Source organism: Gammaproteobacteria bacterium, assembly GCA_016716465.1.
Lineage (GTDB): Bacteria > Pseudomonadota > Gammaproteobacteria > SZUA-140 > SZUA-140 > JADJWH01.
The window spans coordinates 90,611-117,500 of the sequence record JADJWH010000007.1 but is presented as its reverse complement, the minus strand read 5'-3'; the positions used below and the strand labels follow the sequence as shown (position 1 = coordinate 117,500).

14 protein-coding genes (1 of these 14 only partly in view) are annotated in these 26,890 nt (G+C 66.2%); 8 read left to right on the top strand and 6 right to left on the bottom strand.

What is annotated here, in order from left to right:
* The 6 genes from IPM20_13810 to IPM20_13785 all read right to left on the bottom strand — a co-directional run.
* Positions 1 to 1,634: the 5' portion of a hypothetical protein gene (locus tag IPM20_13810; protein MBK9132692.1), read on the bottom strand. 334 nt of this gene lie to the left of the window's left edge; 1,634 of the gene's 1,968 nt are visible here — the first part of the coding sequence; the start codon lies at positions 1,632 to 1,634; its stop codon lies off the left edge, out of view.
* Between the two features lie 60 nt (positions 1,635 to 1,694).
* Entirely contained in the window at positions 1,695 to 4,544 is a 2,850-nt protein-coding gene (locus IPM20_13805) for a hypothetical protein (GenBank protein MBK9132691.1), read from the bottom strand.
* Positions 4,545 to 4,679: 135 nt separating this feature from the next.
* Positions 4,680 to 6,611, bottom strand: coding sequence for a tetratricopeptide repeat protein (locus tag IPM20_13800; protein MBK9132690.1), 1,932 nt, complete (start codon positions 6,609 to 6,611; stop codon positions 4,680 to 4,682).
* Entirely contained in the window at positions 6,611 to 8,581 is a 1,971-nt protein-coding gene (locus IPM20_13795; GenBank protein ID MBK9132689.1) for a hypothetical protein, read from the bottom strand. The genes IPM20_13800 and IPM20_13795 overlap by 1 nt, the downstream gene beginning before the upstream one ends.
* Before the next feature lie 177 nt (positions 8,582 to 8,758).
* The gene (locus tag IPM20_13790; protein MBK9132688.1) at positions 8,759 to 9,691 is read right to left on the bottom strand and encodes a hypothetical protein; all 933 of its coding nucleotides are present in this window, start codon (positions 9,689 to 9,691) and stop codon (positions 8,759 to 8,761) included.
* Between the two features lie 24 nt (positions 9,692 to 9,715).
* Entirely contained in the window at positions 9,716 to 10,669 is a 954-nt protein-coding gene (locus IPM20_13785) for a hypothetical protein (protein MBK9132687.1), read from the bottom strand.
* Positions 10,670 to 11,144: 475 nt separating this feature from the next.
* Between IPM20_13785 and IPM20_13780 the strand changes: the two genes are divergently transcribed.
* The 8 genes from IPM20_13780 to IPM20_13745 all read left to right on the top strand — a co-directional run bounded on the left by IPM20_13780 (position 11,145) and on the right by IPM20_13745 (position 26,725).
* Positions 11,145 to 11,969, top strand: coding sequence for an outer membrane lipoprotein-sorting protein (locus tag IPM20_13780; protein MBK9132686.1), 825 nt, complete (start codon positions 11,145 to 11,147; stop codon positions 11,967 to 11,969).
* A gap of 623 nt (positions 11,970 to 12,592) precedes the next feature.
* Complete coding sequence (locus tag IPM20_13775) at positions 12,593 to 14,164, top strand: hypothetical protein (GenBank protein MBK9132685.1); 1,572 nt, start codon at positions 12,593 to 12,595, stop codon at positions 14,162 to 14,164.
* A gap of 65 nt (positions 14,165 to 14,229) precedes the next feature.
* Complete coding sequence (locus IPM20_13770) at positions 14,230 to 16,758, top strand: MMPL family transporter (protein ID MBK9132684.1); 2,529 nt, start codon at positions 14,230 to 14,232, stop codon at positions 16,756 to 16,758.
* A 46-nt stretch (positions 16,759 to 16,804) separates the two neighbouring features.
* Positions 16,805 to 17,737 carry a hypothetical protein gene (locus tag IPM20_13765; protein MBK9132683.1) on the top strand — a complete coding sequence of 311 codons (933 nt, stop codon included), beginning with the start codon at positions 16,805 to 16,807 and terminating at the stop codon, positions 17,735 to 17,737.
* A 10-nt stretch (positions 17,738 to 17,747) separates the two neighbouring features.
* Positions 17,748 to 21,692, top strand: a complete 3,945-nt coding sequence (locus tag IPM20_13760) for a tetratricopeptide repeat protein (GenBank protein ID MBK9132682.1) — start codon at positions 17,748 to 17,750, stop codon at positions 21,690 to 21,692.
* A gap of 23 nt (positions 21,693 to 21,715) precedes the next feature.
* The gene (locus tag IPM20_13755; GenBank protein ID MBK9132681.1) at positions 21,716 to 23,086 is read left to right on the top strand and encodes a hypothetical protein; all 1,371 of its coding nucleotides are present in this window, start codon (positions 21,716 to 21,718) and stop codon (positions 23,084 to 23,086) included.
* A 178-nt stretch (positions 23,087 to 23,264) separates the two neighbouring features.
* Positions 23,265 to 24,569, top strand: coding sequence for a class I SAM-dependent methyltransferase (locus tag IPM20_13750; protein MBK9132680.1), 1,305 nt, complete (start codon positions 23,265 to 23,267; stop codon positions 24,567 to 24,569).
* Positions 24,570 to 24,670: 101 nt separating this feature from the next.
* Entirely contained in the window at positions 24,671 to 26,725 is a 2,055-nt protein-coding gene (locus IPM20_13745) for a tetratricopeptide repeat protein (protein MBK9132679.1), read from the top strand.
* Positions 26,726 to 26,890: the final 165 nt, after the last annotated feature.

The window sequence follows — 26,890 nt, the reverse complement described above, 5'->3', positions numbered from 1 at the left end:
TGGAGGAGGTCAGCCCCGTCGCATAGACGTTGTGGTCGCCGTCGACAGCCAGCGCCAGTACACCATCGACCACGCTGCCGCCGAGGTAGGTCGAATACACCAGGCCGGAGCCGTCCGGCGCGAGCTTGGCGACATAGCCGTCCGAGGATCCCTCCCTGGAAAGTGGTCTGGAAGGCGCCGGGCGTGGTCGGAAACGTGTCCTGAGAACCCGTCGTGCCCCCGAAATAGACCGCATCCGTTTCATCCACGGCCAGCGCCGCGACATTCTCCGGACCGACGCCGCCATGGTAGGTCGAATAGACCAGCGCCGTGCCCGTCGCGTTGATGCGCGTGACGAAGCCGTCGCTCTGTCCCCCGATCGTCGGCTGCACAACCGTCTGGATCGGGAAATTGCTCGACAGCGTGCTGCCGCCGACGATCATGTCGCCGGTGGCGCTGAGCGCGATCGCGCGTCCGTTGTCCTGCGCGGCGCCGCCGAGATAGCTCAGGTATTCCAGCGTGCCGTCGGTCGCGAGCCGGGCGACGAAGGCATCGCCGTTGCCGCCGTAGCCGGCCTGCACCGCCCCGCCCGATGAGGCCAGATTGCCGGACGTGGTATCACCCGCGATATAGGCCTCGCCCCCGCTGTCGACGGTGATCGCGTTCGCCTGATCCGCACCGCTGCCCTCGATGAAGGTCACGTACAGACGCGTGCCGTCCGGCGCGAGCTTGGCGACGAAGACATCCTTGCCCGTGATGTCAGACTTGGCCTCGTCCGCGAAATCCACCGACGCCGTGCCGCCCGCCACGTAGCGATTGCCGCCCGCATCGACGGCGAGGGCCAGCCCGCTGTCATCGCTGCCGCCGCCCAGGTAATCGGCATAGGCGATGACCGGATCGATGATCAGGCGCCGGGAAGCATCGTAGGACCCGAGGCGAAAGCGAAGCTCCCGCCCGGCCGGGTCCAGCTCGAAGGCGGCGTCGACGCTTTCCCTGCGACCGGAGGATTCCTGATAGGCGACCGGCCGCCGCAGCCTCAGTTCGCCGGTCGCGGTCGCGAGCCACAGGTCTCCCGCCGGATCCAGCCGGGCGGGCCGGGTCCCGTCCAGCCCCAGGCGTATCGGCGCCGGGTCCGCCCCGGGCGCGACGATGAAATCGAATTCCAGTCCGCCCTGTTCACCATGCCAGGCCATGTCGATGCCGGGATATACCGAGGCGTAGGTCACCCGGGCATAGTGCGGGACGTTCACGCGCCAGGCGGCGGGATCATTCCCGGGATAATAATGACTGCGACCCGGCAGCAGGTCCGTACCGGCGCCGGCGGAATCCCCGTTCGCGCCCAGCAGGCGGAATCCGGTCCGCGCGTAGGAACCCGCCGCATCGCGCAGGCGGAACCGCGCCCCGGCCGGTTCCAGGCGGGCGGCGAAACCGTTCCCGCGCACGACAAAGCCGGACGGGGCAACGCCAGCGGCGGCCGGCTCGAAGGCCACCCGTCCCGACGGGGACAACAAGCTGCCCTTGGTCGCGAGGTCGGCGCCCGACTCGGCACCGTTCATCGGTGCCGGCCCGCCGCGCAGGATGAGCACGGCGCACAAGGCCGACAACGCCCCCAGGACGAATACCGTCGCTCTCAGTCTTCCTTCAGGCCGGGACATAAACATGCTCCAGTGGTCATTGCGCCCTGTGCCGGACGCGCGCCGCGGTGAGGGCAAGCGTCAGAACAGATAGACCGCGCCGGCCTCGGCCGCGCTGTCATCCTCCTGCTCGTCGCCGACTTCTCCGCCGACGCCCGTCGCATTGCTGTCCTCGAACGGCGCGCTGGCCGCCAGCGTGGTGCCGTCGGAGGAAAGATCGAGGGCGTAACCGAAATTATCGTCCTCGCCCGACGTGGATTCCTTCGCGTAGGCGAGATCGCTCCAGCCGGTGCCGTCGCGCGCAAAGAGATAGACCGCGCCGCTGTTGATGCCGACGTTGTCGGATTGCTCGCCGCCCACGCCGGTGGTCTGGCTGTCCTCCTGCACGGCACCCACCGCCAGCATGGCGCCGTTCGCGGTCAGCCTCAGCGCCTGGCCGAACAGGTCGAGTTCCTCCGCGTTCGTGGCCTTCACATAGGCCTGCGGGCTCCAGGTGGCGCCGGCGCGCAGATAGACGTAAGCGGCGCCGCTGTCGGTGGCGCAGTTGACCAGCACGATGGTATCGCAGTCGTCGGCCGCATCGCCGTCGACGGAGCGGGCGGCGCTGTCCTCGAACGGGGCCCCGACCGCCAGCGTGGCGCCGTCGCCGGACAGGGCCACGGCATGGCCGAAGCTGTCACCCGCCCTGACATCCGACACCGCGGCCGCGGTCGCGGCCTTCACATAGGCCTGCGGGCTCCAGGCGGCGCCGGCGCGGGCATACACATAGGCCGCGCCGCTGTTATTTTCCCCGCCACCATCATCGCCGTTTTCGAGCGGCGCGCCGATGGCCAGCGTGTCACCGTCATCGGACAGCGCCACGGCGCGGGCGAAATCATCTTGCGCTTCCGTGTTCGAGGCCTTCACGTAGGCCTGCTGCGCCCAGGCGGTCCCGCTGCGCAGGTACACGTAGGCCGCGCCGCTGTCCGCGGCGCAATTGAGCGATGCACCGGCGCAATCATCGATTTCATCACCGTCGAGCCCCGTCGCGGCGCTGTCCTCGAGCGGCGCGCCGATGGCCAGCGTGTCGCCGTCGGCGCCGGACAGGGCAAGCGCGGCGCCGAAGCCGTCGCCCGCGCCGGTGTTCGAGGCCTTCACATAGGCCTGCTGGGTCCACACATCATCGACGTCGCGCACGAAGACATAGGCCGCGCCGCTGTCGGCGGCGGCATCATTGTCTTCCGCGCCGTGCGGCAGCACCTGATATACCCCGCTGGCGTCGCTGTCCTCGGCGGGCGCGCCGACCACCAGGGTAGCACCGTCATCGGCCAGCTCAAGCGCGGAACCGAAGCGGTCCCCCGCGCCGGTATTGGACGCCTTGAGATAGGCCCGCTGCGTCCACGCCCCGGTATCGACGTCCCGCGCGAATACGTACACGGCCCCGCTGTCCTCGGCGCAATTCGCCTGCGCGCCATCACAATCATCGGTCTCATCGCCGTCCACGCCCGTGGCGGCGCTGTCCTCGAACGGCGCCCCGGCGGCCAGGGTGTTGCCATCCCCGGACAGCGCGACGGCATACCCGAAACCATCCCCCGCTCCGGTATTCGAGGCCTTGAAGTACCCGGTCGCGCGGGCGGAGTTCAAGGGCGAGATAATATTCGAGTCGGTGCAGACCTCATCCGCGCCCTGCCCCACGCAGGACTGCACCTTGTAGCTGAGGTTGATCCAGTCATTGAGGTGGACGTCGACCGGATCGGTGAAACTCAGTGCGGTGGTATCCGTCCCGATCTGGGTATAGGTCTCCCCGGCATCCGTGCTTTTCATGACACGATAGCTATCGACGCCATTGACGAGCTGCCAGCTCAGCCGCACCTCCTTGATGCCATAGTCCACGCTGAGCGTGGTGCCTTCGCGGCAGCTGACCGCGACATTGCCCACCGGGCTGGCGATCATCGTGCCGCTGCCGTTGACGATGGCGCAGCTCAGGCCGTCCGGCACGGTGAGCAGCGTCACGTTGTAGGTGGCGCCGACGGGCAGCCCGGTGACGAAGGTAAAGGCGCGGTTCATTCCGAGCGACAGATTATCCGTCCCGTTGTTCTGCAGCACCACGGTGGCCCCGGACGGCCCGGTGATATTGCCCCCCACGGTAAACCCGCAGGCGACCTCGACATCGGTGATGTTCGCCGCCGCCACGGTTCCGGACGCGTTGGCGACGGTGCAGACCTGATCGAACGGCTGGGTGTTCACGGTGACGGCGTAATCCGCGCCGTCGAAGAAGGTGGTGGCAAAGGCGAACGCGCCGTTCTGCGCCAGCGTCAGGTTGTCCGTGCCGTTGTTCTGCAGCACGACCGTGCGCGCGCCGGCCAGGCCCGACAGGGTTCCACCGACGGTCCGCGTACCGCAGACCACCCTGACGTCGGTGATGTTCGCGCCGGAGATGCTGCCGGCGGCGTTCTCGACCGTGCACAGCTGCTTGGTCGGCTGCTGCAGGACGCTGACCTGGTACGGACCGCCATCCGGGATCAGGCGGGCAAAGGTAAAACCGCCGTTCGCGTCGATCGTGAGCCGCTCGGACGAGTTGTTCATGATGATGAGGTCTTCGCCGGTCAGATCGACGACGGTGCCGCTGACACGGTAGGCGTCAGTGCAGCGCACCAGGACGTTATCGACGCTCTCGGTCAGGCGTCCCTCCGAGTTCTCGACCACGCAGATCTGATCCGGCGAGGTGGGATTGGTCCGCACGGTGACCTTGTAGGGATAGGCGAAGGGATAGTCCAGCGGGAAGGCATGGACCCCGCCGCTGTTGACCGTCAGAGTCTCCGTGCCATTGTTCTGCAGCACGAGCCCGGTCCCGTTCAGGCCGGACACCTGCACCTTGAGCTGGTAATCCTTGCCCTCCGAACAGGCCGCCAGCACGCATCCGAACAGGACGAGGAGGACGACGCGGACCATGGCGGGAGCGGGTATCATCGGGTCAGGGCGCGAGGGCGACTGGGATTCCGGGAAACATCGGGCGAATTATACCAGATCCGCCCGCTTCGCCCTGGCGGAGCCGTCCCCGATCCCGGATCACGCGCCGCTCATCCATCATGGCGCCGCCTCGCGCGCCCCGTCAGCGACCCAGCGCCGCCACATGGCGCGATAGGCCGCCTCGAGATCGCGGGTCAGGCCGGGCTCGTCGCGCAGCGGCGAGGCCGCGAGGCGCGGCCGCAGGCCCGCGCGCAGGGCCGCGAGACGCTCCGGATCGTTGGCCAGCTCGACGGCGATACGGACATACTCATCCGCGTCGTTCGCGATCAGCTCGCCGAGGCCGAGCATGCCGAGCAGGGCGTATCCCGAGCGCGCCACCGAGTCGGCGCCGGCCCGCGTCACGACCGGTATGCCGGACCACAGGGTTTCACAGGTCGTCGTCGTGCCGTTGTAGGGAAAGGGATCGAGCGCCAGATCGATCTGCGCCAGCACCTCCCAGTACTGCGGGTTGGGCAGTCGGCCGAAGAAATGGACGCGCGCCGGGTCGATTCCGTGCGCGGCGAAGCGGTCCTGGAACGTGGCGCGGGCCGAACCTTCGGGCATGCTGGTCATGAACAGGCGGGATCCCGGCACGGCGTGCAGGATCTTCGCCCACAGCGCGCAGGTGGCGGGCGAAACCTTGGCCAGATTGTTCATCGAGCCGAAGGTGACGGCGCCGTGGTGTCGCAACGGAGGCGAGGCCGGCATCAGCGGCCAGTCGGCAAGTGGACGATAGCACCACAGGCTGCGCGGCAAGCGGTACAGGGCCTCGCTGTGCCAGGCCTCCTGTCCCGGCGGATCGGTATCCGCGCTGCACAGCCGGTAGTCGATCGCCGACAGGCCGGTGGTCGACGGGTACCCGAGGTAGGTAACCTGCACCGGCGCCGGCTTGTGGGCGAAGGCGAGCAGGCGATTGTCGGTGCTGTGGGTGTGTCCGGCGAGGTCGACCAGGATGTCGATCCCGTCCTGCCGGATGCGCGCGGCCAGCGGCTCGTTCGCCCAGCCCTTGCACGGCACCCAGTGATCCATCAGGGCCATGAGGCGCGCCGTCACCGCATCCTGGCGCGTATGGTTGTAATAGCCAAAGACCTCCACCTGCGAGCGGTCATGGTGGGCGAGGATCGGCTCGATGAAGTACGCCACCGAATGGGCATGGAAATCCGGCGAGAGATACCCCACGCGCAGCCGCCGGTCGGGATCGCGGATATTGGCATGCGCCCGCCAGGATGGCCTGAGCGGGGCCTCGAAGCGCTCGGCGTAACACCGATGCTCGGCCAGTTTCCGCGCCGGCGCGAGATCGTCCAGGTATTGCAGGGCGTACAGCAGCGCGCTGTGCGCCTCGGCAAACTCCGGCTGCAGCGCGAGGGCTCGGCGGAAACAGGCCACGGCCTCTTCCACCCGCCCGCGCTTGAAGTGGGCCGTCCCCAGGTTGTGATGCGCCGCGCTCAGGCGCGGATCCAGCGCCAGGCCCTTTTCATAGGACGCGGCGGCCGCGTCCAGGTGCCCCTGCGCGAGCTGGATATTGCCGAGGTTGAGCCGCGCGGCCACATGATCCGGCTTCAGCGCCAGCACGCGCAGGAAATGCGGGGCGGCCTCATCGACGCGGCCCAGCCGGCACAGGATCAGCCCCAGTTCGGCGGCATATTCGATCAGCGAGTCGTCGGCGCGGACCGCCTGGCCGATCAACTCGGCGGCAATATCCGGGCGGCCGGCGTCGCGCGCGAGCAGGCCCAGGCGGTATAAGGCCTCGGGGTGCCGGGAGTCCAGACGAAGCACCTGCCTGTACAAGGCCTCCGCCTGCGCGAGCAACCCGGCCTGGTGAAATTGCCGCGCTTGCTGCAGCAGGGACTCGATCGCATCGGACGGGGGGGCGGTGGGGACAGATTTGAAATCCGTCCCCAATTTGGCTGTCCCCGATCTGGCGGCGGGGGCGGCGCGTCCGAGGCAGCATTTCTTGTATTTCCTGCCGCTGCCGCAGGGACAGGGATCATTGCGCTGCGGCAGGGCCATCAATAGAGATATACCGACCCGCTGTCCGCCGGCGTGCCGCACAGGCTCAGGTCCGGCTGCATATTGTCGTTGGTCAGGCCGTTGTATACCGGCTTTCCCGCCTGGCCGGTAAACGGGCAGTCGTCGCCGACGGCGCCGACGGCGAGGTTTGCGCCGTCCGCGGACAGGGCGAGCGCGCGGCCGAAATTATCGTCCACGGTCGTGCGTTCCCCGGCGGAGGACTTCACGATATTGAAAAATGCCTGATTGCGATAGATGTAGACGGCGCCGGAGTCGCGGTTGGAATTTTTCCGGCTCACGGAAATCGGCGGCACATTCACGCCGGACGTAAAGCTGTCCTCGCGCGGAGCCCCCACGGCCAGGAGGCTGCCGTCGCCCGACACGGCGACGGCCGTGCCGAACCAGTCGCACGAGGAGGGGAACACGTTGCATTCCCCCGGCTCCGTGTTCGAGGCCTTGACATAGGCCAGTTGCGACCAGGCGGTTCCCGAGCGGCTGAACAGGTAGGCCGCGCCGCTATTGAGCGAGCAATTCAACCGGTCCGCCAGCGCCGCGTCGCAATCATTGACCGGGTTGCCGCCCACCCCGGTCGCCGCGCTGTCTTCCAGCGGCGCGCCGACCCCCAGCACGCCGCCGTCCGCGGAGAGATCGAGCGCGGCGCCAAAATTGTCCTCCTGACCGGGGACCTGCGCCTTGATGAAGGCCTGCTGGCTCCAGACGCCCGCGCTGCGCGTGAAGACGTAGGCGGCGCCGCTGTCGGCCAGGCAATTGTCCTGCGCCTGCGCGCTGCCGCAGTCATCATTCGCGCCGAATCCCGCGCTGTCTTCCAGCGGCGCGCCGATCGCCAGCGTGGCGCCGGTATCCGACAGCGCCACGGCGGTGCCGAATCGGTCGCCCACCCCCGCATTCGGCGCCTTGATGTAGGCCTGCTGGGTCCAGCCGGTCCCATCGTGGGAATACACATAGACGGCGCCGCTGTCGGCGGCGCCGTCGTTGTCCTCGGCCCCATGCGGCAGGGTGGCGTAGACGCCGCTGCCAGCGCCGTCCTCGTTGTTCGCCCCCACGGCGAGCGTCGCCCCGTCGGCGGACAGCGCCAGGGAGATGCCGAAGGCGTCGTTCGCCCCGGTGTTCGAGGCCTTGATAAAGGACTCCTCCGCCCAGATCCCGTCCGTGCGCCGGAAGACATAGACCGCGCCGCTGTTCGGGGCGGCGCTGTCCTCCCCGTCCGGATCGATGCCGGTGCGCGAGCTGGCGTCGGCCAGCGCGCTGACGGCCAGCACATCGCCGGCGCCGGAGATCGCGACGGAACAGCCGAAGCCGTACAGGCCCGCCTCGCGGCTGCCTTTCAGCTTGACCTGCTGGGTCCAGGTGGCGCCGTCATGGGTATAGACATAGACCGATCCGGTGTCCGGCACGACCCCCTGCGGACAGGCGCCCACCGCGAGCGTCACGCCATCGGCGGAATAGGCCAGGCTGTAACCAAACTGCCCCGCCGCCACCGGATCGAAGGGCTTCATGTATCCGATCATGCTGACGGAATCGCTGGGACTGACGTCGAGGGTATCGTTGGAGCCGGTACACCCTTCGGCGTTGCAGGCCTCGAACATGTATTTCGCGTTGCTCCAGTCCGTCGTATGCAGGCGCAGGCTGGCGGTATACCGGAACGGCCCGTTGCCCAGCCCGTCGATGTCTCCGCTGATATCGCTGAAACCGGCGCCCGGTCCCGGCTGCTCGAGGATGCGGTAGAACGAGGTCTGCTCGACCTTGGCCCAGATGAAGCTCAGGGTCTTGATCCCATAGCCGGCGAACAGGAGCTGTCCGGGGGGCGGGGGTGCCGTGGCCCCGGCGCCCTCATCGACTTCCGGAATGCCCCCGATGGGGATCGTCTGCTCGACGCAGGCGCTCAGGCCGAACAGCGCGACGAACAGCAACAGCAGGGACGGGGCGTCCGTCGAGGCACGAATGGTCAAGGCGTCACCGCAGGTCTGAGACATCCGCATTGAGTGTACATGAGGGAATTATAGATGAGACTGTTCATCCCGACGGAAGTTCGTCGCCTCTGGCATAGACCCTAAAAAAGTGAGGGGGCGTTGCGCCCCCTCCGAGTAAGTACTGCTTTGTAAGTTTTCTGAACTAGACCAGCACGATCAGGGCGGGCCGGAAGGCGCAGCACCCAGATCCCACAGGGCCGCATCCCAGTCCCACGAGCCGTTGGCCGAGAAGGTGCCCAGCGGACCGACCGAGGAGTAGGTCGAGGTGCCGACGGCCACGTTCGTGCCCGGAGCGGTGACCGCGAGCGAACCCCAGTTGCGGAACTGCTGGTAACCGAACTGACGCAGCGAGGCCGCGTAGTTACCCGGCATATCCGCGCCGATCCACACCGCGCTGATGCCATCCGTCGAGGCAAAGGCCAGTGCCGGCATGACCGTACCACCCAGCGTGCCACCCGCGGTCGGCATGAACGCCGCGCCGTCGATGGAGGCATAGGTGAACTTGCCCGGGTTGGTGCCCTGGACCTGGTCGATGCGCTGACGCGCATTGCCGTTCACGCCGTCCTGCTGGAAGGTCTGACCCGCCGTGGCGATCTTCTGGTTCAGGTACATTTCGGCACCCGCGCCGCCGCTGGTCGGGATCGTGATATCCCCGTCCGAACGGAAGGAGGCCTCGAAGATCTTGGCACGGAAGTCCATGCCGCCATCGACGATGCCCTGCGAGATCGCGACGTTGTTGGTGTTGACGCCGCTGGCAAGATTCTCAGTTTCCTGCCAGAAGGTCAGGCCCGCAGCCGTCGTACCGTTGGCGTTCTCTTCCGTCACGATGGTACGGATGAAGGCGACGCCGGTACCCGGATCGGTCACCTGCTGCATCAGCAGGCCGTTGCTGGTCGCGTCCAGGGAGACGCACGTCCAGCCGCCGACCGAACACTCGACCGAGGTGTCCGTGATGGTGCCGTTGGTGGCCGAGAACTGGTCAAAGCCCAGGGGACCGTTCCAACTTGCGGCGGAACCCGCCAGGGCAGCACCCGAAACCAGCAAGCCCCCCGCGGACGCCATCGCTAAAGCTATATATTTGCGATTCATGATTACTCTCCTATCTACGCGTCGTTAGGGAAGCAGGAAGTCATCGGCGAAGATGCCCGTCGGAGCCGTCAGCAAGCCGCTGGAGATGGAGTTGGTGAAGTACTCCTGCGGCTGCGTGCCGAACAGCGCCGAGTTCCAGCCGAACTGCGTGCCGGTAACCGCCGCGCTGTTGCCGTTGAGGGTGACCTTGAAGTTGCCAAAGCCATCCGCATTGGTCGCATCGATCGAGGTGCCGCCAACATTGGTCTTGCCGTTGGTGGAGATCGCCGAGTAGCGCTGCACGCCCAAGGTCCGGTCGAACTGGCTGCCGATACCCGAGGCCGCCTGCGTCAACCACACCGCCGTGACGGAGCCGCCGGCCGCATAGGCCAGGGTCTGCACGCCTTCCGTCGGGCTCGCGCCCAGGGTCAGCGTACCGCCCGCGGTCAGGGCGCCGGAACGACGCACCGTGATCGAGCCTTCGTTGCCGGTGGCGCCGTTGGCGACACCGCCGGTGGAATAGGCGTTCAACTCCAGGTAGTTCACGCCGTTCTCATGGAAATGCCAGTCCATGCGACGGGTGGTGGCGCCCAGACCTTGCTCCTGGTCCGCGACGAAGTGCGCCAGGCTGCCCGACAGCAGGGCACCCTGCGAGATCTCCGCCGAGGTTTCCATTGCATCGTTGCCCAGCTGAGTGCCGGACTTGATCACGCTGCGGTTGGTGTAGTTGTTGCCGCCGCCGCCGTCGATGCCGATCTGGCCTTCAATGCGGAAACCCAGGGCCTGAACCGAGGCCAGGTCCGACGCATTGGCGCCTTCTTCGGTAACGATGGTGCGGAAGTAGGAGACGGTGGTGTCCGCGTTGTCCACCATCTTTTGCTGCAGGATGCCGTTGCCGGTGGCGTCCAGGTTGGTACAGGTATGGCCCGCCGGGCAGGTCGCCGTGATTACGCCCGCGTTAACCGTCCACGCGTCGTAACCACCGATCGGTGCCGCCATGGCAGCGCCGCCGATAAACAGCGCGGCCGGCGCCAAGGCCAGAGAAGTGATTTTCTTCATTTGTCTCTCCCAAAATATATTGCGTTAGGTTGAAACTCATCCCCGTCATTAAGGATGAAGTTTCCGTCAGCAATTGCTGCGAATCCTCGCATCCACGAACTGCATGGACACGGCGTCAACGCATGGGCGCCTGCAAAATCCAACTAAGCGCGAGCGCCCCTTCTCCGTTATCGTTTCATTGTGGAGTGAGCATCCCTTCTGAGGGAACTTTGTACTCCTGAGCCGCTCAAAAGTCAATAACAACGCCGACCGCAAGTCATTGTAGAATCAGGCCAAAACTTGTGACAATTCCGAAAGAGATCATAAACAGGCGGGGCCAGGCCACCCAGTTCCGCCTCCTGCGCTCGCCTTCTCTTACCGGTCAGATCTGCTACAATCCGATTCCACAAAAAATCCAATGACGGAGGGAACTTCTATGCGTATGACAGGCGCCTTGACGATGCTGGCACTGGGTATGGCCGCCTGGGGTCCGGCAGGGGCCGACGAAGCCGCCTCGGCGGACGGCGTGAGCGCCCGCGAGGTCGTGCAGCAATGCAACTTCAAATACCCCGGGGACGACCAGGAGACGCGCCTGACCATCATACTGCGCGACAAGGACGGCAACGAGAAGAAGAACGTCTACCGCCGCTACTGGAAGGACTATAAGGGAAAAGAGGACATCGCCGACAAGATGCTGCTGATCACCGAGTTCCCGCCGGACGCCAAGGGCTCGGTCTTCATGCGCTGGGGCTATACCAGCGAGGGCAAGAACGCGGATCAGTGGATCTATCTGCCCGTGCTGAAAAAGACGCGGCGGGTCTCGGTGCGTGATCCTGGCGAGAGCTTCCTCGGCTCCGACCTGACCCACGGCGATATCAGCGGGCGCGCGCTCGATGACGACGAGCACCGTCTGGTGAAGACCGAGCAGCGCGGCGAGGAAACCGTCTACGTGGTCGAAAGCGTGCCGCGCAACCCCTCCAACGCGCTCTACTCCAAGGTCCTCTCGCTGTTCGTCAAGCCCGGCCAGGACTGGTCGGACTGCTCCAAGCGTCAGGTCGAGTATTTCGACCGCCGCGGCGAACCCCTGAAGCAGCAGGTGATCTCCTGGCAGCGTTCCGGCGACGCCTGGCTGTGGGATGAAATGACCGTGCGCAACACCCAGACCGAACACACCTCGATCTTCCAGGTCACCGACGTCCAGACCAACGTCGGCCTCAAGGACGATGTCTTCACCGAGCGCAACCTGACCAAGGGACATTAAAGGAAGCGCGGCAAGATTCCGTAATACTGACTCTAGGACGTCATCTGGTCTTTACGCGGCTGTGTCCGCCGGCCGGGGTTGCCCCCGGCTGGCGCGCGGCCTTGGCTCAAGCAAATTCTAGATCTAGCGCGGTACTATGCGGGGAATCCTTGTCTGGCAGTACTCGAAGCATCCCCCGGCCCGGTGCGCCAAAGGACTCCTGTTCACCGCCATCCTGTCCCTGGCCAGCGCTATCGCTCCCGTCAACGCGCAACCCCTGATCGAACCCGCCCCGAACGAACCGCCCCCGCCGTCGACGCCGTTGCCCGCCCCGCCCGGCGCGGCGGCGCCCCAGGCCGAGTCCCTGCTTCAGGCCCCCCCGGGGGCCGCCACGGTCGATCAGACGGCGCCCGCGGACACACCTGAGGCGGTCGAAACCGGGACGGAGATGGAGAACGATGCCGGGGCGGCGACCGAGGGCGGCGTGGAAAGTGGTGGCGGCGCCGCGCCATTGCAGCCAGCCCCCGCCGGAGCGGCCACGGCCGACCAGAACGAGACTGCAGTCGTACCTGAGGCGATCGATACCGGGACGGGGATGGAGAACGGTGTCGGGGACGCGGGCGATGCCGGGGCGGCGACGGGGAGTGCCGGCGACACCGGGCCAGCGCTGCAAGCCCCCGCCGGCGCCGCCACGGCCGAGCGGTCGGCGACCGGAAGCACGCCTGAACCGGTGGAAACCGGGACCGGATCCGGCGCCGTTACGGGGTTGGGGCGATGTCGGGGCGGCGACCGGTGACGTAGCGGGGAGTAGTGGCGGCGGCGTATCCGAGTCCGACTCCCAGGACTCCCAGGCGGAGGACCTGGTCAGCACCTCCTCCGGGGGCGGATTCTTCTCCGATATCGCCTGGAACGGCTATTTCAAGAACGAGACGGCCTACCGTATCAGGGAACCGCGTTCCATCACCAAGATACGCAACACCGCCGGACTCACCGGGGTCTATTCGTTCAATCCGACCTACCGCCTGACCGCCTCCGGCTGGCTCTACTACGACATGGCCTATGACGTCTTCGACTACGACACCATCGCGGCGCGCCTGGAACGGAATGGCGACGAACCCCTCACCTTCCTGTTCAACCTCGGCAAGGAAAAGGATTCATCCGGGGCGGATCTGCGCGAACTCTACCTGGACATGATGTACGACAGCGTCGACATCCGCCTGGGCCGCCAGATTGTGGTATGGGGCGTGCTGGAAGGCGTCCGCATCGTCGACGAGATCAATCCGCAGGACTTCCGCGAGCTGATCATGCCCGATCTGCTCGACTACCGGATCCCCCTGTGGACGGGCAAGCTCGACTGGTACCGGGACGAAGGCACCTGGGAATTCCTGTGGATCCCCGACATCCGCTTCCATAAGCCCGCCCCGCCCGGCTCGGAGTGGGAGCTGCTGCAACGGGTGCCGGGCACGATCGAGCCCGACACCTATGACCCGATGAACTGGGAATACGGCGTGCGGCTCAGCACCACCCTGTGGGACGCCGACATGACCTTCAGCTACTTCTACACCTGGGACGATTTTCCGGTCGTGTTCCGCCGCATCCTGCTCAACCAGCTCGACACGGAACCGCAGTTCATGCCGACCTACACCCGCATCACGATCTACGGCACCACCTTGAGCAAGCAGATCGGGGACTACATCCTGAAGGGCGAATTCGCCTACGTCACCGGCAAGTATTTCGCGGTGGACAACATCGACAGGAACGGCGACGCCCTGCTGGATTTCCTCGGCGAGCTCGAGCGCGACCATATCCGCTGGGGCCTGGGCGTGGAATTCAACTGGAACGGCATGGACATCTCGCCGGGCATCACCCAATGGATCATTCCCGATTACGACCCGGCCATGGTCCAGGACCAGGTCGACACCAGCATCAACGTGTTCCTGCGCAAGGAGTATCCGCGCAGCTCGATGCTGTTCGAACTCCTGCTCATCCAGTTCACCAACCTGAATGAGCTCTACATCAATCCCCAGTGGACCTTTTTCATCACCGACCGCTTCCAGATCGCGACCGGGATCGACATGTTCTCGGGCAAGAATTCCCAGTTCGGCGTCCTGAGCAACCCGCTCGGCGCGCCCCAGGTGCGGGATCAGCGCTCGCAGTTCGTCGGCAACTTCCACGACAACGATCGCGTCTACCTGGAATTCACATACAGTTTCTGATGAAACCACGTAACAGTGTGGAATAACATAATAACGACGACGGCCCACAATCGAGCGGAGTCCCTATGAAAAACTGGCCCAAGCTTGTCACCCGCTTTCCCAAGCTGATCATCCTGCTGACCGTGGTGATCACGGTATTCCTGGCGCTGCAGCTCCAGAACCTGCGCTGGGAGACCGACGCCCGCGTGTATCTGCCCAAGGGGCATCCCGCCATCCATTACGACGAGAAGGTCGCCGACCTCTTCGGGGTCAAGGACTCGCTGATCATCGGGATCGTCAATGACGAGAAGGGGGTCTTCAACCCCGAGACCCTGGCGGTCATCAAGCGCATCACCGACAAGATCACGACCCTGCCCGGCGTGATCGCGAACCGCCCGGTCGACGTTGCCTCGCTGTCCACCGCCACGGTCTTCACCGGCGACGAGGAGAGCATCGGCTCGGTGCCGCTGATGACCGGGGTCCCGCAGGACCCGGCCGCCATCGAGCAGCTGCGCTCGATGGTCTACGCGAACGCCGATCTGTTCGTCGGCAACATCGTGTCGGCCGACGGCAAGGCCGCCATGATCCGCGCCCGCCTCAAGGAAGGCGCCGCCAACCGCTACATGAGCTACTGGCAGATCAAGGGCATCATCGACGCCGAGCAGGGCGGCGGCCAGGGTGGCGGCGCGTGGGGCTCGGGCGGCGACTGGTCGGGCAATCAGCAGTGGGGCGGATCCTCCGCGGGCGGATCGGGCGGAAACTGGTCGTCCGGCGGCGGGCAGTGGTCTCCGGAGCAGCAGGCGCAATGGCAACAGCCGAAGAGTTCCGACGCGCCGGCCGCCGACAACGGCGACCGCTTCTACCTCGGCGGCCGCCCGGTCATCGAGGTCACCTCCGGGCTGCACGCCATGGAAGACATGCGCCTGATGATCCCGCTGCTGCTGCTGGCGCTCGCGGTCAGCCTGTTCCTGGTGTTCCGGACCGCGCGCGGCGTCTTCCTGCCGCTGTTCGTGATGGCGGCCGCCACGATCTGGACCCTCGGCATCTCGGCCCTGCTCGACGTGCCGCTGTACACCATTTCCACCATGCTGCCGGTCATCCTGATCGCGGTCAGCATCGGGGACGCCGTCCATCTGATGAGCCAGTACTATGACGAAGTGGTGCAGGATGCCCATCGCAGCAGCCACGACATCGTCATCGCGGTCCTGCAGCGCATGGGCGCGCCGCTGCTGCTGACCTCGGTCACGACCGCCGTGGGCTTCCTGTCGCTCGCCCTCGCCGACATGCCCCCGTTCATCGTCTTCGGCCTGTTCACGGTGCTCGGCATCGGCATCAGCTGGCTGTTGACCGTCACCTTCATCCCGGCGGTGCTGACCGTGATGAAACCCAAGGTCGGAAACTATCTGGCCAAGCGGCGCGCCCTGCGCGTGCATTCGGAACAGGACCGGCTGACCAAGTTCCTGGTCGCCGGCGCCGGGCTGCTGTACCGCCGGCGCGTCCCCGCCGTGATCGTCCTGCTGGCGCTCACGGCCGCGGCCGGCCTGGGGGCCACGCGGATGTACGTCGACTCGAGCTGGATGAGCGACTTCCGCAAGGACAGCGACCTGGTCAAGGCCAACGACGTGTTCAATGAAAAATTCGACGGCACCATCTTCCTCAACATGGTGCTGGAGGGTAACCACAAGGATACCTTCAAGGACCCCGACCTGCTGCGTCGGGTCGAAACGGTGCAGGACTTCGGCGAAACCCTGCCGCTGGTCGGCGGCGCCCGCTCCATCGTCGACTACATCAAGAACATGAACAAGACCCTGCACGCCGGGGATCCGGCATTCAACGTGCTGCCGACCACCGCGAGCCAGATCGGCGAGTACCTGTTCCTGTTCTCGGTGTCCGGCCGGCCGGAACAGCTCGACGAGGTGATCGACTACGATTACCAGCGCGCGCTGGTGACCTTCGCCATCAAGACCGACCATACGCGTGACCTGCAGCGCATCATCAACAGCATCCGCCAACTCGCCGAGCAGCAGCTCGCGGGCACCGGCGTCGAGGTCAATTTCGCCGGCTCGGCGAACAACTCCGACATCTGGGCCCAGCTGCTCATCTCCAGCCAGACCACGTCCATACTCTGGTCCAAGGTCATCATCCTGGTGATCGCCGCGCTGCTGTTCCGCTCGTTCCTGACCGGCCTGTACACCGTGATCCCGGTGAGCCTGACCACGCTGTTCATCGCCGGCGCCGCCGGCTGGGCCGGCATCCCGCTCGACGTCTCCACCGCGCTGGCCGCGGGGGTGGCGGTCGGCGTCGGCGTCGACTACGCGGTGCATTTCATCTTTCGCCACCGCTACGAATCCCGGCTCGGCAACGGAGACACCCTCGCCGTGACCCAGGCCACCATGCGCAGCATCGGCAGGACCATCGTATTCAACGCCGCCATCGTCAGCGTCGGCTTCGCCATGCTGTTCTTCTCCCGCTTCCCGCCCCATGTGAAGCTGGGGTATTTCGTGGTGGCCTACATGCTGTTGAGCTGCGTCATGGCGCTGGTCACGCTGCCGCTGATGCACTACTTCCGCCAACAACGCGCGCTCAAGGCGCAACAGGCGCGGGACGAGGAGTGATGCGGTCCGGCCGGTATAACACGCGGCGGTCGCCGGGAATGTCCGGATGCTGACCGGCGTGAGCGGGCGGCGCGCACCGGGCCGGGCGGCCGCCGTACTGCTGCTCGCGGCGGGCCTCGCCGGGTCGCCGGCGTGGGGCCAGGAGGAGACCGCCACGCGGACCTGGGGCGTCGCGCCCTATTTCGGGTTGAACCAGCCGAAGCTGGACGATCTCAACCAGGGTGAGTTCCAGGCGCCCTATGAGGGCGGCGCGCAATTCGTCGACCCGGTCGCGAACAATACCGACGGCACCTTCACCTACAACACGCCGCTCGCGCCCTTCGAACCCGGCACGCTCACCGGCCTGGAATTCCAGTGGCGCATCAACGACAAGCATTCGTTCCTGATGGGCGCTTCCACCTGGCAGGCCACCAGCACCACGGCCAGCACGGGACTGTTTCCGATCCAGGGCGCGTTCGAATCGGTCAGCGCGCAGCGCAAGGCCAGCCTGTCCTACAACGAGTTTTTCCTGGGCTGGCGTTACAACCTGTTCTCCCGGCCCAAGACCTATCGCTTCTACCTGTCGGCCACGCTGCACCACCTGTACGACATCGACTACCGCGAGGATTTCACCGGCGTCTTTCTGAGCGGTGACATTCGCGGGTTCCGCAAGTCCCTCATCATCCAGGCGCAGACGACCGGGCTCCCGCTGCTGGAGGGCGCGGCGGGCGGCGAGTGGTTCATCAACGACTGGATCTCGCTCGGCCTCGAGGGCGCCTATGATATCGGGCTCAAGGACATCGAGCTGGAAGGCGTCGGCACCACGCCCATCACCAGCGATTTCCTCGCCACGGACAACGTCCAGCTGCGCCCGCCCATGATCATGGATGTCCCGACCCGGCGCATGACGCATAAATCCGTATCGGGCGGCGCCTATGAGTTCACCCGGCTGGACTTCAGCGGCTGGCGCCTGCTCATGAAGGCCACCTTCTACTTCTGACGCCCTGTTTATGCGACGCGCAAACCCGGGAAACGATCCGACCAGGCTCCTCTGGGCCGCCTGCCTCGGCGCCGCACTGTGGGGCGCCGGGCCGATGCCCGCCGCGCTGGGACAGCAGAACCCCGACGCCTTCCTTTCCGCCACTGACATCTCGGACCTCATCGCCGAGGGCAGAAAGCGCCTGACCGGCGGCGACCCGCAGGGCGCCCTGCAGGAGTTCGAACAGGCCCTGGCCCGCGACCCGGAAAATCCCCAGGTGCTGTATTTCCTCGGCAACCTCTATCTGCAGCTGCAGCAGCCCGAACTCGGGCTCAAGTATCTCGCGCGCAGCGTGGAGCTCGCCCCCGACAACTATCGCGTGCGCATGGTGCTGGCCAAGGCCTATGAACGCTTCGGCGGCATCAACGACGCCATGCGGGAATACCAGAAGGTGATCAGCCTGGCGCCCGACAGCCGCGAAGCGAAGGAAGCGGAGGAACGCAACCGCGCGCTGGCGGAACAGAGCCGGATCACCGCCAGCGCGGTCACCATCTCGCCCGCCGAGATCTCCGCCCTGGTCGCCGAGGCCACGCGCCTGCGCTCCGCGGGCGACCTCGCCAGCGCGCTGATCCTGTACAAGTCGGTGCTGGTGCACGAACCCGGCAATGTCGAGATCCTGATCCGCGCCGGAGAGACCCATCTGTCGCTCGACCAGCCGGTCCCCGGCATCAAATATCTGGAGCGCGCCATCAAGCTCGCGCCGGGGCGCTACGCGACACGGCTGCAGCTCGCCGGCCTCTACGAACAGTACGACGTCCTCGGCGCGGCCTATCGTGAATTCAAGGCCATCGCCGCCGCGACGCCCGGGACGCCGGAAGGCATTGAAGCGGCGCGCCGCGAACCCCTGGTGGCCGAAAAGATCCAGGCCCGACTGAAGGCGGAGACGATACCCGGCCGCGGCATCGAGGAGCTCATGGAAGAAGGCCGGCGGCTGCTTTCCGAGCAGGACCGGGAGGGCGCCCTGCGCGCGTTCAAGGGCGTGCTGGCGCTCCAGCCCACCAACGTGGAGGTGCTGTTCTACGTCGGGACGCTGTTGCCGCAACTCGACCAGCCCGTGGCCGGGGTCAAATACCTCGAGCTGGCGGTTACGCTGAAGCCGGATCTGCATCTCCTGCAGATGACGCTGGCACAGACCTATGAGCGGTACGGCGCCGTCGAAGACGCGCTGCAGTCCTTCGAACGCGTGCTCAGCCTGTCACCGCCGGCCAACGTCGGCGCCGAGGCGCAGGAGCAGATCCGCGTCCTGACGGGGCGGCAGCAGGTGCTGGGCGACGACGCGATCATCCTGTCCGCGGACATCTCCACCCTCGTCGCCGAGGGCAAACGCCTGCTGTCCCAGGGCGATCCGCAGGGCGCACTGCGCATGCTGAGCGCGGTGCTGACGCGCGAGCCCGACAACGCCGAAGTCCTGCTGCTGGCCGCCAGCATCTATATGCAGCAGGATCGCACCCGCGAAGGCCTGCCTTACCTCGCCCGCAGTGTCCAGCTCGACCCCGGCAATTATCCCCTGCGCCTGTCGCTCGCCCAGGCCTACCAGCGCGTCGGCCTGATGGGCGATGCGCTCGAGAACTACCAGAAGATCATCGACGGCGCGCCGAATACGCGCGAGGCGGCCGAGGCGACAAAACGCCTCCGGCTGCTGACCGGGCTGCGCGAACTGAGCGAGGGGAACGCGGACCAGGCCTTGAACATCATCACGGACGTCTTGACCGAAAATCCCAATGACGTCGAGGCCTTCGGACAGGCGGTCACGGCGCTGTCGGCGGCGGACCGTACCGCCGACGCGCAGGCCATGCTGGGAAAGGTCATCGCCGCGGCGCCGCGCGAGATCCTGCCTTACGTCGTCTCGGCCGATGTCTATGCCGGCACGAACGATTACCCGAAGGCCATCGAACGATACGAGCAGGCGCTGGCGATCGCCCCCGCGGATTCTCCACAGGCCCGCCAGATCAACATCAGCCTGTACAAGCTCAAGGGACACCTTGCGCTGCAGAGCGAATCCTTCGCCGAGGCGAAGGACCTGTTCGAGCAGCAACTGAAGCTGACGCCCGATGACCGCGCAACGCGACTCAACCTCGCCACGGCCTATCGCGGCATGAAGGAAAGCGCCAGATCCGAGCAGATACTGCTCGACATGCTGAAGGAAGATCCTTCCGATCTGGAGGCGAGACTCCGGCTGGCCGCCCTCTACCTCGAGCTGAAGCAGCCGGAAGACGCCGCGCGCGAATTCGAGGAGATCAAGATTCGCGGCCGCGGCACCCCGCTCGCGGGGCAGGTCGATCAGCTGCTCACGAACATCTATACGGGCGAGGGGGGCGCGGAGATCAAGGCCGCGGTGCAGGACGATCTGATCAAGGACTGGCGCGATCAGACGGCCGAGACGCCGGACGACCTGCGGGCCTGGTCGCAGCTTGCCCTGCTGAGCCTGCAGCTGAACCACCGGGATCAGGCCATAGAGGCCTTCGAAAATATCGTGCGCATCACGCCCGACAATCTGCCCGCCCAGCAAACCCTGGCCGGCATGTATGACGAGAGCGGCGCCCTGGACAAGGCCGAGGCCCTGTACAAAACCCTGCTGGAAAAGGAACTGGGGCCCGAGGAGCGGGCGGACGTCGAGGACAAGCTCGCCCTGGTATCCGCCAAGATCGAGTTCAACAAGGGCAGCTCGAAGGAGGCGGAAGACGCGTTCAAGAAGATCATCGAAAAGAACCCCGACAGCCTAATGGCGCACTTTTATCTTGCGATCATCTACAGCGACAAGGAGCGCCCCGAGGATGCCGCGCTCCAGTACGAGGAAGTGATCCGTCTCGCCCCCAATCACTCCGCCGCCCATCTGAACCTGGGCCTGAGTTACGAGCAGAGCAATCGCGAGGAGGACGCGCTGGCCGAATACCGCGCGGCAATGCGGCTTTCCCCCTCGGAGAGCCTGCGCGAGAGCGCGGCGGCGCGGATCAAATCGCTGGAAAACCGCATCGACGGTTTTTCCTACACCATCAATTATTCGACCAGTTACAGTTCGAACAACAACCAGACCCGCGACGACCCGCAGCCGGAATATCGCACCGACCTCAGCGGCAGCATCAATTACCGCCGCAAGCTCTACCTGAAGCCGATCTATCTGGGACTGATCTACAGCCCGTCGTACTCCACCTATTACTATTCCCAGTTCGATCTGTTCAACACCAGCCTGACGCCGTACCTGACCTTCGCCTGGAAGGGGCTCGACTTCTCCGCCTCGTTCACCGGCAGTTCGCTGGAAGCACTCGCGACGCAGAACAAGATCAACGATTCCTACAGCTTCAACGGCGACGTGACCGGCAACATCCGGCTGCCCGCCCTGATCCCGTGGCTGGCCTCGGAGGCCATGCAGGAGGAGGCCCCCGGCAGCTGGCGCCTGACCTTCGGCGCGCGCCAGTTCAAGTCGGCGACCTCGCCCATACTGGATGCGAACAACGTCACCTTCGGCGCGACTCTGAATCAGTCGCTGGGCAACGGCTGGAGATGGGCCGGCGGCTATACCCTCACCAGCAACGAAAACCTGGAGAACCTCGGCTCGGATCTGGCCTACAACAGCCACGCGCTCTCGCTTCAGCTGAGCAAGGTCCTCGGCGGCGGGCTGAGCGTCAACGGGGCATACTCGATCTCGTTGTCCGATTACGTCAATCCGGACTCCGCCACGCTGTTCACCGAATTCCGCAAGAACCTTACCCATAATCTTTCCACCGGGGCGACCTATTTCGTCAGCTCGAACCTGCGACTGTTCACCAGCCTGTCCTGGCAGCTGAATGAATCGAACCTGCCGACCGGGTTTATCCTGTCCCCCGAGGACGTTGGCACGGCGGTCGGCATCCAGAGTTCATCGCTGGGCGATTACAGTAATGTCTCCATCACCGCGGGCGCGGCCCTGAGCTTCTAGCCAACCGGCCCGGGAACTGTTCCATGAAAATATGGTCAAACTGCTGTGAAACCACCCTACAGCCCCGGCCCGCGGCCGAAGACGCGACGAGCGCCGCGGCGGACCGCGGCCATGAAGAAGGTCATATCGTGAAACGCGGACACCCCGTTTTCAGGCGTCACCTGCCCGCCGCCGTCCTCGTCAGCCTGGGCCTGAGCGCCTGCGGCGGGGCCGTCAGCAACCTCGGCAACGTCAGTCCGGAAGGGCTGGCCTCCACGACGGGCAAGGGCCTGTTCCGCGACAGCAATGTCGCCGGGCTCGAATACCGGTCGGGCGATACCACCGGCGTGACGCCGGTCGAGGACAACCTCACCCTGACCGGGGAGTTCACGTACGAGACCAACGCCGGGATCACGTTTTTCCTCGGCGGCGTGACCCTCGGCACCGCGGCGGGACAGTCGCTCATCACCCCCGTCCATCTGGTGGCCAACGGCAGCAACACCAGCAACACCGAGGTGCAGAACATCGCGCGCTTCCTGCAGATGCTCGACAACAACGGGAATCCCGATGACGGGATCGTCATCTCGGAGGCGGTGCGCACCGTGGCCCAGAACTGGCCGCAGGTGAACTTCCTCTCCACCGACCTTGACAGCGAACTGGTCAACGTCATGTCGGACGTCGCCAGCGTCGATGAGAGAGTCCCCGTGCTGCCCGACGCCGTGACGGCGAAGACACGCCTGGATGCCATGCTGGTATGCAGCTACTCGGGCGGCTTCGGCGGAAACTTCCAGGACACCACCGGCGTGATCGGGCGCTTCGGATTCCTGGTCAACGGCAAGACCGGCATCCTGTCCGGCCATATCTACCGGAACGGCAGCACGGTGGTGATCCCGATCGCCGGCACGACGCCGCTCAGGTTCGACGGGCAGAACCTCGGCGGGATATCGGTGGCCGGAAGGACGCCGGAAGGCGATGAATTCACCTTCCAGTACACGACCCTGAACCAGATCGATGGCAACTGGCAGAACAGCGCCACCAGCCAGCAGGGCACCTTCTCCGGCCCCCGCATCAACGTGGCCCAGACCCCCATCTACCTGTTCACCGGAACCTTCAGCGGCGACGACACCGGCATCATGTCCTTCGGCATCCTCCGCGACTCCGCCGGCGACCTCAACAGCATCAACGGCGAGATGTACAAGGCCACCATCGATGAACTGACCAATTTCAACGGCCGCGTCATCGGCGATGAAAGCGCCTCGATCCGGACCATGGACGTCACCGCCGGCGACGTCAAGAACTTCGTCGGCAACATCGACTTCAACAGCCTCAGCGTGACCGGCACCTGGACGCAAAACATCAGCGCGACCCAGCAGCAGACCGGCACCTATACCGCGACCGGGTGCCGCCTCAACTAAGCGGGCCTTGCCGGCACCCGACACGCTCCGGGGTGCTCACGCCGGCGACAAACGGGAGTTGACCGCGCGCCGCCGCCTCGCATACCCTGATGCCTGTGATCGACGACCCGACGGTCCGTCGCATTAACCCCGCCGCGCCACCCGCGGCGACCCCTCCGAGCAAGGGAAAACCGGCGCCATGGTGGTCAATACCACGGTGGATCCCGTCGCGAGTCAATACGAGCGCTGGATCTACCCCAAGCCCGTCGCGGACCTCTCGGTCCCGCACGAACGCGAACTGCGCGCGGGCTGCGATCCCGCGCGGCTGAGCGCCGCCTACTGGCCCGGCCGCCGGCCCCGCACCGCCATGAAGATCCTCGTCGCCGGCTGCGGCGCGAATCTCGCGGCGCGCTATGCGTTTCATTATCCGGAATCCCGCGTGATCGGCATCGACATCAGCGCGGCGAGCCTGGCGCATGAGCGCCACCTCAAGCACCAGCACTCGCTGGACAATCTGGAACTGCGCCTGGGACGCCTGGAAGAGATCGCGAGCCTGGGCGAAACCTTCGATTTCATCGACACCAGCGGCGTCCTGCATCACCTGCCGGATCCGACGCAGGGGCTGCGCGCCCTCGGCACGGTGCTGGACCCCGACGGCGTGATCTTCGTCATGCTGTACGCCAAATACGGGCGCACCGGGGTCTACATGCTGCAGGATCTCTTTCGCATGATGGGCCTGGATCAGAGCGAGCAGGATCTCGCGCGCGTCAAGGCCTGCCTGTCCACCCTCAAGCCCGACCACCCGATCCACCGCTATCTGCAGCAGTCGAACGACGTGGACTACGACGCGGGCCTGGTGGATACGTTCCTGCACCGCCAGGACATTCCGTTCACCGTGCGGGACTGCCTCCGATTGACGCAGGACGCCGGACTCGCGTTCCAGGGCTGGATGGAAAATTTCTTCTATTATCCCGAGGCGCAGATCCCCCGCGACGCGCCGTTCTACGCCCAGCTCGACGCCCTGCCGGAGCCTCTGCGCTGGCAGGCCATGGAGCTGATGCACGGCTTTGTCTCGCAGCATGCCTTCTATGTCTGCCGTACCGACCGCGACCCCGCCACGTACCGGATCGGATTCGAGACGGACGCGTTCATGGCCTACATCCCCGTGCGGCGCTGGGACCTTGCCCTGCGGGAAACCGCTGCCGGACTCCTCGTGCTGGAGCGCGCGCCGTATCCGCCGCTGACGCTGACGCGCCCGCAGTCGCTGATACTGCGCCAGGCGGACGGGCGGAGGTCCATCGAGGACTGCGTCCGGGAGGCCGGATTCCAGGATCCGCCCGACACGGTCCGGCGTTTCTGCCGGGCCCTGTTCCAGGACCTGTGGCGCCTCGGCCTCTACCATTACCGCCTGCCCCGCGCCTTCGCGGCGGATCCGCCCGGGCAGCAGATGGACTGGGGCGCCTTGATCGAAGGCCAGCCCCTTACCCCCCGTCCCGGACAGTAGTCGCCCGACGCGTCGGCGCCGCGCGGTCGATGCCGCCGGCGGCGCTCGCGATCGCCGCCCGTGATCACGTACCATTGGCGTGAATCACCGCCGGATTCCCCATGAACACCGTCAATCGCAATGAGCCCTGCCCCTGCGGCAGCGGCAGAAAATACAAGAAATGCTGCCTCGCCCAGGGGGTCGATCCTGCCGAGGCCGCGTACAATCTGGGCGTGACCGCCTTTGGCACGGGACACCTCGACGAGGCCGTGGCCTGTTTCCGGCGCGCCCTCGCCCTGCGTCCGGGGTTCGCGGAGGCGCACAACAACCTCGGCCTGACCTTCCTGAGCCAGGACCGCCTGGAGGCGTCCGCCCAGGCCTTCCGGGCGGCGCTCGCCGCGCGCCCCGATTACGGCCATGCGCTCTTCAATCTGGCGGGGGTCGCGCTGCGACTGGGAGACCTGCCCGCCGCGATCGACGCCTACCAGCGGGTGGTGACGCTCTCCCCGGCGGATGCCGACGCGCGGCACCAGCTCGGCAAGGCGCTGCTGCGCTCCGGCAGGGTGGACGAGGCGGCCGCCTGTTTCGAACAGGCGCTCGCCCTCCGGCCCGGCGTCGCCGATACGCTGGTCAACCTGGCCAATGCGCGCATCAATCAGGGCCGGCACGAAGACGCCGTGCGCGCCTGCGAACAGGCCATCGCGCTCAAGGCGGACTCCGCCGAGGCCGAGCTCACGCGGGCGATCGCCTGTTACAAGCTGGGACGGCTGGACGAGAGCACCCGGGCCTGTGAGCGCGCCATCGCGCTCCGGCCCGGTTACGCCGAGGCCTACGTCAACCTGGCCAACGGCTACAACCGGCCCGGCGGGCTGGATCAGGCCGTCGCGGCCCTGCGACGGGCGCTGGAACTGGACCCGGATTTCGCCGCGGCGCACAGCGCCCTGCTGGTGACCCTGCAGTACATGGGCGAGGTCACGCCCGCGCAGTCCTTCGCCGAACACCGCCGTTTCGCGGCACGCTTCGAGGCGCCGCTCAAGTCCGGCTGGCGACCGCATCCGAACGCGCGCGATCCGGAGCGCCGCCTGAAGATCGGTTATCTGTCGCCCGATTTCCGCCGTCACTCGGTGGCCTGGTTCATCGAGCCGGTCTTCGCCGCGCACGACAAATCGGCGGTCGAGGTCTACGGTTATTACAACCATCACCGCCAGGACGACATGAGCGCGCGCCTGGCCGCGGCGGCCGACCACTGGCTGCCGTGTTGGAACATCGGAGACGCGCAACTGGCCGCGCGCATCCGGGCCGACGGGATCGATATCCTGGTCGACCTCGCCGGACACACCAACGAGAACCGCCTGCTCACCCTCGCGCGCAAACCCGCCCCGGTGCAGGTGACCTGGCTCGGTTATCCGGCCACGACCGGGCTCGATGCCGTCGATTATCGGCTCTGCACCCGCGACACCGATCCGCCGGGACAGGAGCGCTGGCACAGCGAGACCCTCTATCGCCTGCCGCGCAGCCTGTGGTGCTATCGTCCGCCTGCCGAGCGTCCGGCCATTCCGTCCGCGCCGCGCGCGCACCGAGTGGATGCCGTCACCTTCGGGTCGATGAACAACCCCGCCAAGATCACGCTGGAACGCCTCGACCTGTGGGCCGAAATACTGCTCGCCGTCCCGGGATCGCGCCTGGTCATGACGAATATCCCCGCAGGTCCGGTCTGCGCGGACATCCGCGCGCGCTTCACCCGGCGCGGCATCGCACCTGAACGGCTGCGCTTCCCCGGCCGCCTGCCGGCCTCCGACTACTGTGCCCTGCTGGATCGGATCGATATCGCGCTCGATCCCTTTCCCTACAACGGCACGACGACCACCTGTGAAACCCTGTGGGCGGGCATTCCGGTGGTGACGCAGGCCGGCGAAGGCTCGGCCGCGCGCGCGGGCCACGCCCTGCTGCGGGCGGTCGGACTGGAAGCACTGGTTACGGCCAGCGAGGTGGAATACGTGCGTGCCGCCGTCGAGCTCGCGCACGATCCCGCGCGCCTCTCCGCCCTGCACGCGGAACTGCCCGCGCGCTTCGCCGCCTCGCCGCTGCGCGACGAGGCCGGGTTCACCCGCGATCTCGAGGCCGCCTACCGCGATATGTGGCGCCGCTGGTGTCGTGCCGATACCGAAAAGACATAGCCGCCGGGACGGCCGGGGAGCGCTACGGCTGTGCTAAAATTCCCGCAACGCCGGCATCTCCGCCCCGAACCTGTCGACACCGGTCAGCGGAAATCTTCCCCGCCGGCGCGATATCCGGCGCGCCCGTGCGCGCCGGTTGACTGAACGATACTCCGGGAACCGAAG